Below are 15,817 nucleotides of genomic sequence, written 5' to 3' on the forward strand. Positions count from 1 at the left end.
CTACCTAGAGGAATCCGCGTTCGAGCTTGGGCTTGTCCGGCCGTTTCTTCGGTTTCTTCGGCGGCCACCAGAGCACGGAGGCGATGAACCCCGCCCCTGCCAGCGCCGCGACGCCTACCAGAGCGCTCATCAGCGGTTTGATCGTGTCCGGCTCCGCATAGCCCGCGATTCCCTTGCTGTCCACCACCAGGTCGATCCGCCCGCCGACCGGCTTCGTCGTGTGACCGGGGCTGGGACGGTAGGTGATCTGCAGGGAGCCGCAGTTCAGGTCGTTCCAGAAGTAGGTCGGTGATCGGCGAGGGGTGTGGGACGACTGCTTGGTCACCACACAGCCGTTCGCAGGCTCGCCGAAAGCCGTGAGCCACAGCGACTTGATGCCCACCGACGACACGAACGCGATCGCGACGACAACGAGCAGGGCCCATGCCGATGACTGGCTCCAAGGACGCAGCTTTTTCGTCGCGAACCAGGCGGCAGCTCCGCACACCAGCGCGATGCCGATGGCGAGAAACGATGTCAGGTCGCCCTTCATCGCCAGAAGTGGCGCTGCGACAGCACAACCGAGCGCCACCGCCAAGAGCACAGCCCAGCGCTTCCGGCCAGTGCGGTGCGGCTGATCGTCAGCAGAGGTCACAGGTCCAGATATCCCTGCTGTCGTTCGAACGCCTTCTTCTCGTTGTCCGGTATGCCTTCCGTCTGCAGCTCGTCCTGCTTGGACGTTTCGCGGAGGACGTCCGCGCCGAGTTTGATCTGGTAGCCGCCGTCCATCACGTTCGGCACCGAGTGCGGGGTGACGGATCCGTCAGCCTTCGTGATCGGCTTGAACGGCGTGTACGCGTCCACAGCGTCTTGCTGCCACGGCTTGGACGGAACCCTCTCGCCATAGGGCTCCTCGTACTTGTTCTTCCAGGTGTTGCCGGCGTCCAGGTAGCCGTCCTTGAGTTCCCGGCCACCCTGCTTGAGCTTGTCGAACGCCTCGCCTGCGGTTGGACGCGACTGTCCCCAGTCCTCCAGCCGTTTGCCCGCGTCGCTCACGGCGTCGGCCTTTGGTGTGCGGGGCACGCTCGGCGCGTCCACCGCTCGGCCGCCGCCCTTGCCGAATCGCGCGAGCCGCGCCAGCACATCGCCCAGTTTGGCGAACAGACCCTTGAGCCTGCCGGCGATCCTGGTGATGACCTTCATCAGCTTGGCGATCTGCTGAGTGATCTTGCCGAGCACCACGGCGCCACGTCCGACTGCCCACGCCGAGAACGCCGCGATCGAGCTGCCCAGGGACACGTACGAGGAAGCGAGCGCGATGATCGCGTTGCGGATGACCTCGTAGATGAACATGGCGATGAGGTCACGGAGCATGCCGCGAACCGCGGCGGTGATCGTGCCCGCCGTGGCGATCTGCTCGGCGGCCGCCGCACAGGACTTGCTGACCGCGGTGATCTCGCCGGCGAGTTGACTCTGGCTCGACCGGAAGCGCTCGGCAGCTGCCTCCTGCCACGAACCGACCTGGCTCTGCACCGCCTTGTTCTGTTCGTCGGCGATCTGCGCGATCGCGACGGACACCTGGTTCCACGTGCCGACCGCGGCCTTGATCTTGTCGCCGTTGCCCGCGAGCCAGTCCAGCGGTTCACGCAGGAAACTGAGGTGCTCGATGAGCCAGCCGATGCCGGCGGTTGCGAGCGCGCCGACAGGGTCCATGAACACGCCGAGCGCGTCGAGGCCCAGCGCGGCCGCGTTGAGCCCCAGCTCAGCGGCGTCTCCGTCGCCGAGCCTGCCCATCGAGTCGACGGTCTGGGCCAGGGACTCGAAAACCCCGGCACCGGCGAAGTTGTCGGTTCCGAACGGATTGCCGGTGGAGTCCCAACCGGTCCAGGTGTTCATCGCGGCCCGCCGAATCGACCGCGGTTGGTGTCCTCGTTCTGCTCGTAGAAAATCGCTGTGGTTTTGGTGTTCTCCGCAGCTTCGCCGACCCCTTTGGCGAGCTGGCGGATGGCCTCGACCGTCTTGTGCGCGGTCTCTTCCGCGTCGTTGGCGAAGAACTGCAGCAGCACCCCGAACGTGTCGCCGCCAAGGTTCACGCCGGACGCCTTCTCTGCTGCTGCTTCGAGTGCCTGCTGACGCGACAACTGGCCGGTGGCGAACGAATGCAGCTCGCTCGGGTCAACGCTGAAACCGGTCATCGGAGCACGCTCCCGAAGCCGTCGTCATCGTCGTCCGCGGGCCGCGAGGGCCTCGGCGGTGGCGGTGGCTGCTGCGCAGGGCCGTTCCAGGACACCTCGCGCATGACCTGGCCGTCCTCGGGCGGTGGCGGCGGTTCCTCTTCGTCGGGCTGCGGGATGAAGCTGCGCAGGAAGTCCATGGCCTTGGTGCCGCCGAACTCGGGCTCCACAATGGACGCCACCTGTTCGGCCGACTGGATCTGGGCCTTCTGCACGGTCTGCATCACGAGCTGGCTCAGCTGGACGTGCGTCAGGCGCATCGCTACCGGTGAGAACTCGATGTGCTGCAACGCGCCGTTGGGTGCCACGCGCACGGTCACCGCCTCGTTGGGGGAGGTGATGGTGCTGCTGGCGTTCTGGATCTGCTCCTGCATCTGCTGGGAGCGTTGCTGGAGCTGCTGCGCCTTGGACTCGAGGTCCGCGATCATCTGTTCCGGGTTCATCGCTCGCTCGTCATCGCCAGCACCTGTCCGAGGTGTCGTGCCAGGCCCATGTTGTCCGCCGGGCTGATGGTGAACCAGCCGTTGCGGGTCTCGACGTTGGAATAGCGGCCCTGGTTCGTGTCGATCCAGGTGATCGGCGGGAAGTCCCGCTTGGTGCGGCCCTGTGCCAGCTGGACGACGAAGTGGCCGTTGCCGATGGCCGGGCCGGTCAGCATCTGCTTGGCGAGGCGGACGTCGTCGTTCTCCGCCGTGCGGACCGCCTGCCGAAAGCCTTGTTGCTGTGGCGCTTGGGCTTCGAAGGCCTCGCCCGGCACCGTCACCGGCTTGCCAGGGCCGGGGCGCCCCGGCGGCATGACGTTCGCCAGGCTGGTCGCGATCTCGTTGGGCTGCACCAGTTTCAACGTGACGGTGGTGTCCTCCTGGGTCACCAGCACCGCGTAGCCGCCGCGCGCCACCACGCTGGCCCGGACCAGCTTCTGCTGGTTCATGTCCGGAATGCACATGGCGATGACGCGCAACTCGGGCCGTGCCAACAGGTTCAGCGCGTCCTCGAGGTCGGGCTCCGGCCTGCCGCGCCGCGCGAGCCCCCGGCGTTCGAGATCGCTGTGCACCGCGGCCTTGATGCGGGCGCGCTCGTCCAACGTCTCGCCGTGCTGGCTGACGTCGAACGGATACGGAATGCTCCCCGCCCGCAGGTCCTCCCAGAGGACCTCGAACGCGGGCAGGGAGAGCTGAGCGATCTGCCTCATCCGCCGATCACCGGCGGCGCGACCATGCGATCGTCGTCGAAGAACTCGTCGGTCGGGATCAGGTAGTTGGACTTGTGCTCCTTGTCCTCCTCGCCCTGGCCCGCGCCACCTCCGGCACCTCCGGCACCCGCACCGGCCGCGCCCCCGCGTCCGGCAGCCCCGGCACCAGCACCAGCGCCGCCCGGACCACCGCCAGTCCCCATGACGCCCGCGGCACCGCCGGGGTTGGCCGGTCCGAAGCTGCCCATGCCGCGACCGGCGGCTCCGGCCATGCCACCGGGACCCATGCCACGACCCGCGCCGCCACCGCCTGTACCGCCGCCGCCACCACCGCCCGGCCGCATGCCAGTGCCGCCACCAGGAGGCCTGCCTGCACCGCCGCCGGGTGGCCTGCCGGTCTGGCCGCCGCCAGGAGGCCGGCTGCCGGGCGGAAACCCGCTGAGCGGCGCGATCAGCGGCCTGTTCTGACCGCCGGGTGGGAGGTTCTGGTTGTTGCCCGGTGCGGGCGGCGGCGTCGACGGCGGCGCGACCCAAGCCGGGTTGGTGGTGCCGTTGTTGCTCGTGCCAACCGGCATGCCCGTGCTGGCCGGGGGCCGGACGGTGTTGACGTTGCTGAGGCTCTGCGAGTGCGTGGTGCTGCTCGTCTGCGTGACACCCTGGTCCTTGGTGACCTCAGGGGTGGCGTCCAAGGCGGGCATCGACTGCGCCGCGGACATCATCGTGGTGTCCCGCTGCTGCATGACCCGCACAGCTTCTTGCTTGGCCTCTTGCTTCTCGTTGTGCGTGGAGATCATCTCGACGGCCCCGCCGATCATGGCCGGCGGCGCGATGACGGCAGCGGTACCCCACTTGCCCGCGATCTTCAACGGGTCGAACTCGACGGGCGTCGGCATGCTCCGGTTCGCCTGCACCGCCGCATCCCGCTGCACCGCAATGGCGCCGGCCGTGCTGTGAAAGGCCGTACCCGTCTCGTCAGCGAACTTGCTGACCTTGGTCAGCGCCTGCCGAACCCCCTCGGCAGCCGCACCGTTCCACCCGCCCTGCGAGTCGTTGACGATCTTGTTGAAGTCCTGCGCCAGCTCTCGGAACTTGGTACCGAACTGCGTCCATGCGTCGATCACGCTTGTCGCGGCGGTCGGATCGTAATTCTGGTTGACCAGGTTCTTCATGTGGTCGTGCTCTTGGGCCGGGTAGTTCTCCGTCGACGGTTGGACGGTGGGCTTGGTGGGCGCCATGAGATTCCCCCCTCGGGCGTTGTTACGACAACTTCTGTCCGACCAGGTCCGCCACCTTGGATGCACGCTCGCACGCAGCGGACGTGTCCAGGCTCGCGCCCATGGTCGAGAGGATTGAAACCGAGGAGCCGTCGGTGACAGAGATCAAGATGGTGCACGCACCCTTGTCACCGTCCGGTGCCTCGACCTTGAGGCCGGAGAATCGGCCGATTTTGACGTCCGAGATCTTGTCGCTCTTGGGATTCAAGTCCTTGATTCCGGACTTAGTGCGGATGCTCGCGCTGGTCCCGCCGTTGCCACTGATGATCCAGTCGCAGCCATCCGCCGTGCCGATGTCGGCGTCTTCGCCGGGATAGGTGTAGCCGAGGCCTGTCGCCTCTGCTTCAGAAAGCAGCTCGCACGGCTTGATCGATGCGAGCTTGGAGTCGCCCGTAGGGGCTGAGCTGCTGGTGGTTGGATCCGGTTTGGCTTCGCCGGTAGTGCCGGTGCAGCCTGCGGTCAGTGCCGCCAGGCCGATGGCGGAGGCGATGAGGATGCGCTTCATGACTTCCCGTTGAGGTTCTTGAGTGAATCGGCGCCAGCCTGGTCTGTGTTCTGGTAGGAAGCGCGACTCTTTTCGATTGCGGTCTTCAGGGTATTGATTTCGCGGATAGCTTCCCGAACCTGTCCCGTAGCTGCTTCGCCGAACTGCGAGTTGTTCTGGCTGATCACACGGGCATATCCGTCACCGAGCTTGGTGTCCTGACTTAGCTCGTGCGACCGGCGCAACATCCTGTCCAGCTGATCCTGCAGATCGGTCAGCTTCTTGATCATGCTGTCAACGACGTCCGGATCGACGGAGAACGTTCCGGACGCGGTGGCCGCAGCCACCGCCTTGCTGGCTGCCGCGATGTCTGCGGCGCCGCTGCCCAGCGCTGCCTGGACGGACTTGCTCGTCAGGCTGCGTGCGGGCTTCCCCCATGATGTTGCTTCTTCGGACACAGAAGCTCGACCCTCCCCGATTGCGCTCTGTGGTCGGCTCATGACCTTACAGTTGTGCGCCCGTTTGGGGGATGCGTTGAACTACTCATCCCCGTTTGGGCTAAAACTTTGCCTGGTCAGGGAGGTCGTGAACGCGCTAAGTGAGAATGAACGCGCGGGTTTCGGTCAGCGGAAGACGCCCACCGATGAGATCGACTGGGCCGCGGGCACCAGCTGGGGTGTGGTCTGCGCTGTGTTCAGGGTGCCCCTCGGCACGATGTTGCTGCGGCGGCACGAAGGAGCGCCGAGGCGGGCGTCGCTGCTGGCGGGGGCTTGGCGACCGAGGCCTTGAGGGGGTAGCTGCCCTCGACCATTGCGGGGTGCCGGTGGACGGGGGAATGCCAGCGTGAAAGCGTCTCGGCTCGCCACCGAGCACGGGTTCTTCACCTGGTCCACCGGGGATGTGCAGACGTGGCGGACCGGGCGGTCGGGCCGGACGAGATTCCCCGTAGGGCAGGGGTTTTCAGCGCCGTGGCGAAAGCTGGAGTGTCCAGGGTGCCGTAGGGGGCGGGTTCTTGTCGTCGAAGTTGATGTCCACGACCAGATCGGCGCGCTAGGGCAAGTTGTACAGGCTGTTGTTGGACAGCGGGTACGAACATCGGCTGATTGCTTCGCGGGCGCCCGGTGTGATCGCGGCTTCCGCCGGGACGTCTGTGTCCAGGTGCTCGTGGCCGATCGTATGTGGTCGGGGGAGAGTGAGACGCCGAGCGAGCTCAGGCAGTCGATCGGGATCAGCGCGCAAGCGTCGTGGACCGCCACGCCGCCGTACTGGATGGCGGGGTTGGGGTGTGGGGCGGGTAGTTCTGTGAGTACGGCGTGATGATCGGCGACACCATCAATCCCCCAGATCGACCTCACCGTAGCGGCCTGGGGTTGAGGGGCGGGGAGAGCGCTGCGTGACTAAGGCAGGCCTTGCGTCACTCGGTCGGGGCGGCTGGCTAGGCTCAGCGAGGTGAGCACGGTTTACGACTGCAGCGAACCGAGCAACCGCGCGGCTGGACTCGCCGCCGCGGCCGGTGCGGTGCGGAGCGGGCGGCTTGTCGTCCTGCCCACCGACACGGTTTACGGGATCGGCTGCGACGCGTTCGACGCGGAGGCCGTCCGGAGTCTTCTCGACGCCAAGGGGCGCGGGCCTGACATGCCGGTGCCGGTGTTGGTGGGGTCTTGGACCACCATCGACGGGCTGGTGCTCAGCGTGCCTCGGCAGGCTCGGGCGCTCATCGAGGCGTTCTGGCCCGGTGGGTTGAGCATCGTGTTGCCGCACGCGCCCAGCCTGGCCTGGGACTTGGGGCAGACGCGCGGCACGGTGATGTTGCGCATGCCGTTGCATCCGGTTGCGCTCGAGTTGTTGCGCGATGTCGGTCCGATGGCCGTGTCCAGCGCGAACAAGACCGGGTTCGCCCCGGCGTCCAGCGCGCAGGAGGCCAGGGATCAGCTCGGTGACGCCGTGCCGGTGTATCTCGACGGTGGGCTCAGCGGTGAGAACGTCGCCTCGACCATTGTTGATCTCACCGGGCCGGACGCGTTGATCCTGCGTGAGGGCGCGGTCAGCAAGGAAGAGGTCAACGAGGTGCTCGGCATCGAGGTCGACGTCGCGCGGTGACGCGTTGCTGCCAGAATTGATCATGTCGCCGCGGGGGTACCGTGGCGAGCACCCCCGAATCGCTCCCGATTGATTGGTAGGCCCGTGGGGCCCGCATCCTCGTTCGTCCTTCCCGTGCGCGAGTACCTGCTCGTCGCGTTGATCGCCGCCGTCGTGACGTTCCTGCTCGTCGGTCTGGTGCGCGCGATGGCGTTCAAGCTCGGGGCGGTGGCCTACCCGCGGCAACGTGACGTGCACGTGCAGCCGATGCCGCGCATGGGCGGTGTCGCCATCTACGGCGGCGTGCTGTGCGGCATGTTCGTGGCGCACCAACTGCCGGTGCTGCGGACGGCGTTCGACTTCTCCAACGATCCGTGGGGCGTCATCGTCGCGGGCGGCGTCATCGTGCTCGTGGGTGCGATCGACGACAGGTTCGAGCTCGACTCGCTCACCAAGCTCGCCGGCCAGGTCACGGCGGCGGGCATCCTCGTGTTGTTCGGCCTGCAGTGGATGATCGCGTGGGTGCCGTGGGACGGCGGCGCGACCATCTCGCTCGACCAGAACCAGGGCGCGCTGCTGACCGTGCTGCTCGCGGTCACGATGATCAACGCGATGAACTTCGTCGACGGCCTCGACGGCCTGGCCGCCGGCATCGGACTCATCGCCGCCGCGGCCACCTGCGCGTTCTCGATCGGCCTGCTCGTCGAACGCCAGGGCGCGGTCGAGGCCTACCCGCCCGCGCTGATCGCCGCCGCGCTCGCCGGCGCGTGCCTGGGCTTCCTGCCGCACAACTTCAACCCCGCGCGCATCTTCATGGGCGACTCGGGCTCGATGCTCATCGGCCTCATGCTCGCCGCCGCCACCACCAGCGCGTCCGGCAAGATCAACCAGGCCACCGGCAGCGCGGCCGACCTGCTCGGTCTGCTCTCGCCGCTGATCGTGGTCGCCGCCGTGCTGTTCGTGCCGCTGCTCGACCTGCTGATGGCGATCATCCGTCGCACCCGCCGCGGCGAAAGCCCGTTCTCGCCGGACAAGATGCACCTGCACCACCGGTTGCTGGAGATCGGGCACTCGCAGCGCCGCGCCGTGCTGCTCATCTACTTGTGGGCCGGCGTGCTGGCGTTCGGTGCCGTGGCACTCACGCTGTTCGACCCGGTCATCGTGGCGACGTGCTTCGTCATCGGGCTCATCGTGACGTTCGTGGTGTCGGTGATCCCGCGGCTCAGGGAAGCCCGCAAGTCCTGAGGATCGATCAGAGCGGCTGCCCGGGAAATTGGTGCGGCATCTTGTTTGGGGCCGCTTAACCACCGTTAACCCGGGGCTGCCCGCAGGTGCCGGAAAGCGGGTTCCTAGACTTCGGGACATGAGCGATGCGGACAAGGCCGTCACGCACGAGCTGACCGTCCAGCGACTCGCCGGGGAAATGTTCCGCGAGGCCGCGTGGGCCGCGCTCGGCACGTTTGTCCTGGGCGTCGTCGTGTCAACTGTGATCTGGGGGACCGCTGGTCTCTTCGGATCATTGATCGGTGGTGCTATCGCCATCGGTTCGAGCCTTGCCACGCTGTTGTTGATGCGCAAGACGGCGGCGCTTGATCCGATGTTCGTGATGGTCGCCGCACTCGGCGGATTCATGGGCAAGCTGATCGTGCTGCTGCTCGCGGTGATCCTGCTGCGCAACCAGTCGTGGCTCGAACCCAAGGCACTGGGAATCACCCTGGTGGCGACGGTGCTCGTGACGTCGTTCTTGGAGGCCAGAGCTTCCAAGCGCAGCCGTAGTCAGATGGTGGTCCCCGCCTCCGAAGGCACCTGAGACCTGCTGATATGGTCCGCGCAGACCAGGGACACCCGATAGCAGGGGTGCCTCTGGCAGTCGCTTGCGAACCGTAAGGTACGTTAAGTCCAGATCGTGACGATTCCCCCGGCGGAGTGAACGCCGGCCGGGAGAACCGGAAGGAACACAGTGACCAAGTTGCTGGCTTCGGGGGGCGAGTTCGTTGCTCCCGGTGTGAAGGACTTCTTCCTCCCGCCGATCTTCGGTGACGTCACGAAGCCGATGGTCCTGCTGGTGCTGTCGATCGTGATCATCGCCGTCTTCTTCATTGCGGCGACCCGCAACCTCAAGGTCGTTCCCGGCAAGTTCCAGTTCGCCGCCGAGTCGCTTTACGACTTCGGGCGCAACAACATCGCCAGGGAGCAGATCGGCGCGAAGGACTTCAAGCCCTTCGTCCCGCTGATCCTCACGATCTTCTGCTTCATCTTGGTGAACAACCTGTTCGGTCTGATCCCGATCGTCCAGTTCCCCACGATGTCGCACATCGGCTTCCCGCTCGCCGTTTCGTTGCTCGTTGTTTACCCGGTGTACCACTTCGTCGGGTTCAAGCGGCACGGCTTCGTGGGCTACTTGAAGCACCAGACGGTTCCGCCGGGCGCGCCGTGGTTCGTGCTCCCGCTGCTGATCCCGATCGAGTTCTTCCAGAAGTTCATCCTGAACCCGCTCACGCTGGCGATCCGAGTTTTCGCGGCAATGTTCGCGGGTCACCTCCTGCTGCTGGTGTTCACCCTGGCCGGTGAGTTCCTGCTGCTCAATGGCGGGCTGACCGTCATCGTGGCGCCGGTGTCCTTCGCCTTCGCCATCGCGCTGACCTTCCTGGAGGCACTGATCATGTGCCTGCAGGCCTACATCTTCGCGCTGCTGTCTGCCAGCTACATCGGCATGGCGCTGGCAGAAGAGCACTGAGAAACAGCACAAAGCCTCCGATCCGCGAACTCTCGCGGACCGAGTTGGAAAGGGAACAGCAACAGTGAGCGCTCTCCAGATCGCCCAGGACGCCGCCAACATCAACCCGGGTCTTGCGGCCATCGGTTACGGCCTCGCCGCGATCGGCCCCGGCATCGGTGTCGGTCTGATCTTCTCCTCGGTCATCAGCGGCACCGCCCGCCAGCCCGAGGCCCGCGGCGTGCTGCTCGGCCTCGCGTGGACCACCTTCGCCATCGTCGAGGTCCTCGCGCTGATCGGCTTCGTCGTGTACTTCATCGCGACCGCCAACGTCGGCGCCTGACCTAACCCTTCAACGCGTTAGGAGACGTCGTGTTCCACGCCTTGATCCTGGCCGCGGAGGACCCCTCCAAGGTCAACCCGGTCGTTCCGCACACCGCGGAGATCATCCTCGGCCTGGTCGCGTTCCTGCTCCTGCTCTTCGTCGTCAAGAAGTTCGTGTCGCCGCGCTTCGAGGCGCTGTACGCGGAGCGGACGGCCAAGATCGAGGGTGGCATCGAGAAGGCGGAGCAGGCCCAGGCCGAGGCTCAGCGCACGCTCGAGCAGTACAAGGAGCAGCTGGCCGAGGCTCGCGCCGAGGCCGCCCGCATCCGTGATGACGCGCGGGCCGAGGGCCTGCAGATCATCGACGAACTGCGTGAGCAGGCGCAGGCCGAGTCCGCCCGCATCGTCGCGCAGGGCCAGCACCAGCTGGACGCGCAGCGCGCCCAGATCGTCGCCGAGCTGCGTGCCGACCTCGGTCGCACCGCCGTCGAACTGGCGAGCAAGGTCGTGGGCGAGTCCCTCGAGGACGAGGCCCGCCAGCGCGGCACCGTCGACCGCTTCCTCAACGAGCTGGACGCCGTCGCGGCGCCGGCGAGCAAGTAGAGGCAGCCGATGACGTTGCATGCCGCTAGTCGTGAAGCTCTGGCAGCCGCGGAACTGCGGCTGCTGGAGCTCGCCGACGCCACCACGTCGACGGACGAGCTCGCCAAGCTGGGCGATGAGCTCTTCGCCGTGCTGGGCCTGCTGATCGAGCAGCCCGCGTTGCGCCGTGCGGCCGCTGACGCCTCGTCGGAGCCCGCCGGTCGCGAGCAGTTCATCCGCGGCCTGTTCGCGGGCAAGGTGAGCGACGCGACGCTGCAGGTGCTGGCCGCCGTCGTGGCCGCGCGCTGGTCCAGCCCGCGTGAGCTCGTCGACGGCGTCGAGTCGCTCGCCCGCACCACGCTGCTGGTGCGTGCCGAGCGCGACGGTCAGCTCGACTCGGTGGAGGACGAGCTGTTCCGGCTCGGCCGCATCGTGGCGGGCACGCACGACCTCGAGCGCTTGCTGGGCGACCCCGCCGGTGCCGTCGACGGCAAGATCGCGCTGGTCGACTCCCTCATCGAGGGGAAGGTCAGCCCGGTCACCAAGACGCTGGTGGACCAGCTGGTCCGCCACCCGCGCGGTGTTCGCGTCGCGAACGGTCTCGGTGAACTCGCCGACCTGGCGGCCAAGCGCCGTCAGCGTTCCGTCGCGCACGTCCGTTCCGCGGTGGCACTGACCGCGGAGCAGGTCGACCGCTTGACCGCGACGCTGACCACGATCTACTCGCGCCCGATCGCCCTGCACGTCGAGGTGGACGCCTCGCTCGCGGGTGGTCTCCAGATCAAGATCGGCGACGAGCTCATCGACGGAAGCATCGCCGGCCGGTTGGCGGCACTGCGCCGCAATCTCGCCAGCTAGCCCCCGACGCCCTTTCCCAAGAACGAAGAAGTGAGAGCAGGAACGACATGGCGGAGCTGACGATCTCGTCGGACGAGATCCGCAGTGCGATCGAGAAGTACGTCTCGAGCTACTCCCCGGAGGTCAGCCGGGAAGAGGTCGGTACCGTCTCCGAGACCTACGACGGCATCGCCATCGTCGAGGGCCTTCCGGGCACGATGACCAACGAGCTGCTCGAGTTCCCCGGTGGCGTCCTCGGCGTCGCCCTGAACCTCGAGGTCCGCAACATCGGTGCGGTCATCCTCGGTGACTTCGACAAGATCGAAGAGGGCCAGGAGGTCCGCCGGACGGGCAAGGTCCTGTCCGTGCCGGTCGGCGACGGCTTCCTCGGTCGCGTCGTCAACCCGCTGGGCCAGCCGATCGACGGTCTCGGTGACATCGTCGCCGACGACACCCGCGCCCTGGAGCTGCAGGCCGCGTCCGTGCTGCAGCGTCAGCCGGTGTCCGAGCCGATGCAGACCGGCATCAAGGCCATCGACGCGATGACCCCGATCGGTCGCGGTCAGCGTCAGTTGATCATCGGTGACCGCAAGACCGGCAAGACCGCGGTCTGCATCGACACGATCATCAACCAGAAGAAGGCCTGGGAGTCGGGCGACCCGAAGCAGCAGGTCCGCTGCGTCTACGTCGCCATCGGCCAGAAGGGCTCCACCATCGCGGGCGTCAAGACCGCGCTGGAGGAGGCGGGCGCACTCGAGTACACGACGATCGTCGCCGCCCCCGCTTCTGACTCGGCCGGCTTCAAGTGGCTGGCGCCGTACACCGGCTCCGCCATCGGCCAGCACTGGATGTACCAGGGCAAGCACGTCCTGATCATCTTCGACGACCTGACCAAGCAGGCAGAGGCGTACCGCGCCATCTCGCTGCTGCTGCGCCGCCCGCCGGGCCGCGAGGCCTACCCCGGCGACGTCTTCTACTTGCACTCGCGTCTCCTCGAGCGTTGCGCGAAGCTGTCGGACGACCTCGGCGGCGGTTCGATGACGGGTCTGCCGATCATCGAGACCAAGGCGAACGACGTGTCGGCGTACATCCCGACCAACGTCATCTCGATCACCGACGGTCAGTGCTTCCTCGAGTCCGACCTGTTCAACGCCGGTGTCCGCCCGGCCGTCAACGTGGGTATCTCGGTTTCCCGCGTCGGTGGTGCCGCGCAGATCAAGGCGATGAAGGACGTCGCGGGCTCGCTGCGTCTCGACCTGTCGCAGTTCCGCGAGCTGGAGGCCTTCTCCGCGTTCGCGTCCGACCTCGACGCCGCGTCGCGCGCCCAGCTGGACCGCGGTGCCCGTCTGGTCGAGCTGCTCAAGCAGGGCCAGTACTCCCCGGTCCCCGTCGAGGAGCAGGTCGTCGAGATCTTCACCGCGACCAAGGGTCACCTGGACGACGTCCCCGTCGGCGACATCCGCCGCTTCGTCGCGGACTTCAAGGACTCGCTGCGCCGCAACCACGCGGACCTGCTGAGCAGCATCGTCGAGACCAAGAAGTTCCCCGAGGACTCGCAGAAGCGCGTTGTCGCCGCCGTGTCCGAGTTCAAGAAGCAGTTCACCGCTTCTGACGGCACGACGATCGTCAACGAGGCGCCCGAGAAGGCGATGGACGCCGACAAGGTCGCCCAGGAATCGGTGAAGCTCCACAAGCCCGAGCCCACCAAGAAGTGATCTGAGCCATGGGCGCACAGATTCGGGAGCTCCGCCAGCGGATCCGAACGGTCAACTCGACCAAGAAGATCACGAAGGCCTACGAGCTCATCGCCACGTCTCGCCTCGCCAAGGCGCAGACCAGGGTCGCGGCCTCGCGCCCCTACGCGGACGAGATCACTAACGTGCTCTCCGCGTTGGCCGAGGCCTCGGCGAACCTCGACCACCCGCTGCTGTCGGAACGCGAAAATCCGAAGCGCGCCGCTGTCCTGGTCGTGACCAGTGACAAGGGCATGTGCGGTGGTTACAACGCGAACGTCCTCAAGGCGGCCGAGCAGCTGATCCAGCTGCTCAAGTCGGAGGGCAAGGAGCCGGTGCTGTACGTGACCGGCCGCAAGGCGATCGGGTACTACAACTTCCGTCGTCGTGAGGTCACCGCCTCGTGGAGCGGGTTCTCGCAGACCCCGCACTACGTCAACGCCGTCGAGGCTGGTGACGCACTGGTGGAGGCGTTCCTGGAGGGCACGGAGGACGGTGCGCAGGGCGTGGACGAGATCCACGTCGTGTACACCGAGTTCAAGTCCATGCTGAGCCAGACGCCGACCGCCAGGCGGATCGCACCGATGGAGGTCGAGTACACCGGCGAGACCCCCAAGGGTCCGCGCGCGGTGTACGACTTCGAGCCCAGCGCCGAGGCGCTGCTCGGTGCGATGCTGCCCAAGTACGTGAAGACTCGCCTGTTCTCCGCCATGCTGGAGGCGGCGGCTTCGGAGTCGGCTGCTCGTCGTACGGCCATGAAGGCCGCGACGGACAACGCTACGGAGCTGGTCCGGAACCTCAGCCGGGCGGCGAACTCGGCCCGTCAGGCCCAGATCACCCAGGAGATCAGCGAGATCGTCGGTGGCGCCTCCGCGCTTACCGGTGGCGCAGGAAGTGATGAGTGACATGAGTGCTACTGCCACCACCACCCGCACCGGCCGTGTGGTCCGGGTGATTGGTGCGGTCGTCGACGTGGAGTTCCCGCGCGGCGCCGTGCCGGAACTGTTCAACGCTTGCCACACGGAGATCACCTTCGAGGCGGTCGCCAAGACGCTGACCCTCGAGGTCGCGCAGCACCTCGGCGACAACCTGGTCCGTTGCATCTCGATGCAGCCGACCGACGGTCTCGTCCGCGGTGCCACCGTGACCGACACCGGCGCCGCCATCTCGGTGCCGGTCGGCGACGTCGTCAAGGGCCACGTCTTCAACGCCCTCGGTGACTGTCTCGACGAGCCCGGCCTCGGCCGCGACGGCGAGCAGTGGGGCATCCACCGCAAGGCGCCCGCCTTCGACCAGCTCGAGGGCAAGACCGAGATCCTCGAGACCGGCATCAAGGTCATCGACCTGCTCACCCCGTACGTCAAGGGTGGCAAGATCGGTCTGTTCGGCGGTGCGGGTGTCGGCAAGACCGTGCTCATCCAGGAGATGATCACGCGTATTGCCCGCGAGTTCTCCGGTACGTCGGTGTTCGCCGGCGTCGGTGAGCGCACCCGTGAGGGCACCGACCTGCTGCTGGAAATGGACGAGATGGGCGTCCTCCCGGACACCGCCCTCGTCTTCGGTCAGATGGACGAGCCGCCCGGCACGCGTATGCGCGTCGCGCTGTCCGCTCTCACGATGGCGGAGTACTTCCGCGACGTGCAGGGCCAGGACGTGCTGCTCTTCATCGACAACATCTTCCGGTTCACCCAGGCCGGTTCCGAGGTGTCGACCCTGCTGGGCCGCATGCCTTCGGCCGTGGGTTACCAGCCGACGCTGGCCGACGAGATGGGTGAGCTCCAGGAGCGCATCACCTCGACGCGCGGTAAGTCGATCACCTCGCTGCAGGCCATCTACGTGCCCGCGGACGACTACACCGACCCCGCACCGGCGACCACCTTCGCCCACCTGGACGCGACGACGGAGCTTTCCCGTCCGATCTCCCAGAAGGGCATCTACCCGGCCGTCGACCCGCTGTCGTCGTCGTCTCGAATCCTCGAGCCGTCGATCGTCGGCGAGGAGCACTACCGGGTCGCGCAGGAGGTGAAGCGAATCCTGCAGAAGTACAAGGAGCTGCAGGACATCATCGCCATCCTCGGCATGGACGAGCTCTCCGAGGAGGACAAGGTCCTCGTCGGTCGCGCGCGTCGTCTCGAGCGCTTCCTCGGCCAGAACTTCATCGTGGCCGAGAAGTTCACGGGTCAGCCCGGGTCGTTCGTGCCCATCAAGGACACGATCGAGGCGTTCGACCGCGTGTGCAAGGGCGAGTTCGACCACTTCCCGGAGCAGGCGTTCTTCTCCTGCGGCGGGTTGGACGACGTCGAGGCCAACGCCAAGAAGCTGGCCGGCAACTGAGTTAGGTCTGGCTGTTTCGAAGGGCCGTTCCTCCATTGTGGAGGGGCGG

The 15,817-nt window shown here is 66.8% G+C and carries 18 protein-coding genes; 10 read left to right on the plus strand and 8 right to left on the minus strand.

The window, feature by feature from the left end:
- Positions 1 to 4: 4 nt before the first annotated feature.
- The 8 genes from ACWGE0_RS31970 to ACWGE0_RS32005 form a co-directional block, all read right to left on the minus strand.
- On the minus strand, positions 5 to 532 hold the full coding sequence (locus ACWGE0_RS31970; protein WP_452264636.1) for a hypothetical protein: 528 nt from the start codon (positions 530 to 532) through the stop codon (positions 5 to 7).
- 98 nt (positions 533 to 630) lie between these two features.
- A complete protein-coding gene (locus ACWGE0_RS31975) occupies positions 631 to 1,875 on the minus strand; it encodes a hypothetical protein (protein ID WP_452264637.1) in 1,245 nt (414 codons plus the stop codon).
- Positions 1,872 to 2,174 (minus strand): type VII secretion target, encoded by a 303-nt coding sequence (locus ACWGE0_RS31980; RefSeq protein ID WP_452264638.1) that lies wholly within the window; start codon positions 2,172 to 2,174, stop codon positions 1,872 to 1,874. The genes ACWGE0_RS31975 and ACWGE0_RS31980 overlap by 4 nt, the downstream gene beginning before the upstream one ends.
- Positions 2,171 to 2,656 (minus strand): YbaB/EbfC family nucleoid-associated protein, encoded by a 486-nt coding sequence (locus tag ACWGE0_RS31985; RefSeq protein WP_452264639.1) that lies wholly within the window; start codon positions 2,654 to 2,656, stop codon positions 2,171 to 2,173. The genes ACWGE0_RS31980 and ACWGE0_RS31985 overlap by 4 nt, the downstream gene beginning before the upstream one ends.
- Complete coding sequence (locus ACWGE0_RS31990) at positions 2,653 to 3,405, minus strand: ESX secretion-associated protein EspG (RefSeq protein ID WP_452264640.1); 753 nt, start codon at positions 3,403 to 3,405, stop codon at positions 2,653 to 2,655. Before ACWGE0_RS31990 ends, ACWGE0_RS31985 begins: the two co-directional genes overlap by 4 nt.
- Complete coding sequence (locus ACWGE0_RS31995) at positions 3,402 to 4,640, minus strand: hypothetical protein (protein WP_452264641.1); 1,239 nt, start codon at positions 4,638 to 4,640, stop codon at positions 3,402 to 3,404. The genes ACWGE0_RS31990 and ACWGE0_RS31995 overlap by 4 nt, the downstream gene beginning before the upstream one ends.
- Before the next feature lie 22 nt (positions 4,641 to 4,662).
- Positions 4,663 to 5,184, minus strand: a complete 522-nt coding sequence (locus ACWGE0_RS32000) for a DUF3558 domain-containing protein (protein WP_452264642.1) — start codon at positions 5,182 to 5,184, stop codon at positions 4,663 to 4,665.
- Positions 5,181 to 5,621, minus strand: a complete 441-nt coding sequence (locus tag ACWGE0_RS32005) for a hypothetical protein (RefSeq protein ID WP_452264643.1) — start codon at positions 5,619 to 5,621, stop codon at positions 5,181 to 5,183. Before ACWGE0_RS32005 ends, ACWGE0_RS32000 begins: the two co-directional genes overlap by 4 nt.
- A gap of 991 nt (positions 5,622 to 6,612) precedes the next feature.
- On the opposite strand from ACWGE0_RS32005, the gene ACWGE0_RS32010 reads away from it, so the two are divergent.
- From ACWGE0_RS32010 to atpD, 10 genes are all read left to right on the plus strand, one after another.
- Complete coding sequence (locus ACWGE0_RS32010; protein WP_452264644.1) at positions 6,613 to 7,263, plus strand: L-threonylcarbamoyladenylate synthase; 651 nt, start codon at positions 6,613 to 6,615, stop codon at positions 7,261 to 7,263.
- Positions 7,264 to 7,347: 84 nt separating this feature from the next.
- On the plus strand, positions 7,348 to 8,487 hold the full coding sequence (locus ACWGE0_RS32015; RefSeq protein ID WP_166043735.1) for a glycosyltransferase family 4 protein: 1,140 nt from the start codon (positions 7,348 to 7,350) through the stop codon (positions 8,485 to 8,487).
- Between the two features lie 118 nt (positions 8,488 to 8,605).
- Entirely contained in the window at positions 8,606 to 9,052 is a 447-nt protein-coding gene (locus tag ACWGE0_RS32020; protein ID WP_090008762.1) for a hypothetical protein, read from the plus strand.
- Positions 9,053 to 9,202: 150 nt separating this feature from the next.
- Positions 9,203 to 9,979, plus strand: a complete 777-nt coding sequence (gene atpB, locus ACWGE0_RS32025) for a F0F1 ATP synthase subunit A (protein ID WP_452264645.1) — start codon at positions 9,203 to 9,205, stop codon at positions 9,977 to 9,979.
- Between the two features lie 64 nt (positions 9,980 to 10,043).
- Positions 10,044 to 10,301, plus strand: coding sequence for an ATP F0F1 synthase subunit C (locus tag ACWGE0_RS32030; RefSeq protein WP_452264646.1), 258 nt, complete (start codon positions 10,044 to 10,046; stop codon positions 10,299 to 10,301).
- 41 nt (positions 10,302 to 10,342) lie between these two features.
- Positions 10,343 to 10,885, plus strand: coding sequence for a F0F1 ATP synthase subunit B (locus ACWGE0_RS32035; RefSeq protein WP_452264715.1), 543 nt, complete (start codon positions 10,343 to 10,345; stop codon positions 10,883 to 10,885).
- Between the two features lie 9 nt (positions 10,886 to 10,894).
- Complete coding sequence (locus ACWGE0_RS32040) at positions 10,895 to 11,722, plus strand: F0F1 ATP synthase subunit delta (protein WP_452264647.1); 828 nt, start codon at positions 10,895 to 10,897, stop codon at positions 11,720 to 11,722.
- Between the two features lie 47 nt (positions 11,723 to 11,769).
- Entirely contained in the window at positions 11,770 to 13,416 is a 1,647-nt protein-coding gene (gene atpA, locus ACWGE0_RS32045; RefSeq protein ID WP_452264648.1) for a F0F1 ATP synthase subunit alpha, read from the plus strand.
- Between the two features lie 8 nt (positions 13,417 to 13,424).
- Positions 13,425 to 14,339, plus strand: a complete 915-nt coding sequence (locus ACWGE0_RS32050) for a F0F1 ATP synthase subunit gamma (RefSeq protein ID WP_452264649.1) — start codon at positions 13,425 to 13,427, stop codon at positions 14,337 to 14,339.
- Positions 14,332 to 15,768: a F0F1 ATP synthase subunit beta gene (gene atpD / locus ACWGE0_RS32055; protein ID WP_452264650.1), complete on the plus strand. Its 1,437-nt coding sequence runs from the start codon at positions 14,332 to 14,334 to the stop codon at positions 15,766 to 15,768. Before ACWGE0_RS32050 ends, atpD begins: the two co-directional genes overlap by 8 nt.
- Positions 15,769 to 15,817 lie beyond the last annotated feature (49 nt).

This window comes from Lentzea sp. NPDC054927 (assembly GCF_053610285.1).

Coding starts and splice junctions, on each gene's coding strand:
- atpA (WP_452264648.1), top strand. CDS start 11,770: ATGGCGGAGCTGACGATCTCGTCGGACGAGATCCGCAGTGCGATCGAG.
- ACWGE0_RS32020 (WP_090008762.1), top strand. CDS start 8,606: ATGAGCGATGCGGACAAGGCCGTCACGCACGAGCTGACCGTCCAGCGA.
- ACWGE0_RS32050 (WP_452264649.1), top strand. CDS start 13,425: ATGGGCGCACAGATTCGGGAGCTCCGCCAGCGGATCCGAACGGTCAAC.
- ACWGE0_RS31985 (WP_452264639.1), bottom strand. CDS start 2,656: ATGAACCCGGAACAGATGATCGCGGACCTCGAGTCCAAGGCGCAGCAG.
- ACWGE0_RS32040 (WP_452264647.1), top strand. CDS start 10,895: ATGACGTTGCATGCCGCTAGTCGTGAAGCTCTGGCAGCCGCGGAACTG.
- atpD (WP_452264650.1), top strand. CDS start 14,332: ATGAGTGACATGAGTGCTACTGCCACCACCACCCGCACCGGCCGTGTG.
- ACWGE0_RS31995 (WP_452264641.1), bottom strand. CDS start 4,640: ATGGCGCCCACCAAGCCCACCGTCCAACCGTCGACGGAGAACTACCCG.
- ACWGE0_RS31970 (WP_452264636.1), bottom strand. CDS start 532: ATGAAGGGCGACCTGACATCGTTTCTCGCCATCGGCATCGCGCTGGTG.
- ACWGE0_RS31975 (WP_452264637.1), bottom strand. CDS start 1,875: ATGAACACCTGGACCGGTTGGGACTCCACCGGCAATCCGTTCGGAACC.
- ACWGE0_RS32000 (WP_452264642.1), bottom strand. CDS start 5,184: ATGAAGCGCATCCTCATCGCCTCCGCCATCGGCCTGGCGGCACTGACC.
- ACWGE0_RS31980 (WP_452264638.1), bottom strand. CDS start 2,174: ATGACCGGTTTCAGCGTTGACCCGAGCGAGCTGCATTCGTTCGCCACC.
- ACWGE0_RS31990 (WP_452264640.1), bottom strand. CDS start 3,405: ATGAGGCAGATCGCTCAGCTCTCCCTGCCCGCGTTCGAGGTCCTCTGG.